At 37.7% G+C, this 453-nt stretch carries 1 pseudogene; it reads right to left on the minus strand.

Features of this window, described 5'->3' with window-relative positions:
* Positions 1–453: pseudogene (locus tag AC1DND_RS29440) on the minus strand (DUF5689 domain-containing protein); the annotation flags it as partial.

Consider the following 453-nt stretch of genomic DNA (forward strand, 5'->3'; position numbering starts at 1 on the left):
TGCCAGAAGTTAGATTTATTTTGTATGTACGCTGCTGGCCAGTTGCCCAACCTTGTGCTGGTACACCCGTTGGTACAGATGCTCCAGCATTGTTAGAAACTATCAAAGAAAAAGGCGTGTTGGCAAAATTAATATCTTTAGTAGCCCTGAGCTGAACGTATTCATTGTTGCCATCACCACCATTTACATCACTTATAAAGCCTGAAATTACACATTCAGGAGCATCAATGTTAGTGCTTAAAGCGCCAATATCATTTGCATTAGTTATGCGTAGTTGTGGAAGTATTTTATCATTAACGATTTTATTGATTATTATCCCTTTATAATTACCAGAATATGGTGGCTTTACAGATGCAAATGACGCTTTTGGATCGGTATAGAATCCGAAATCATTTGTACCATCATTTAAAACTTTATCGCCCGCTAAGGTTTCTGTAGCAGATAACGTTGGAT

It is taken from the genome of Pedobacter sp. 01N416 (genome assembly GCF_056399685.1).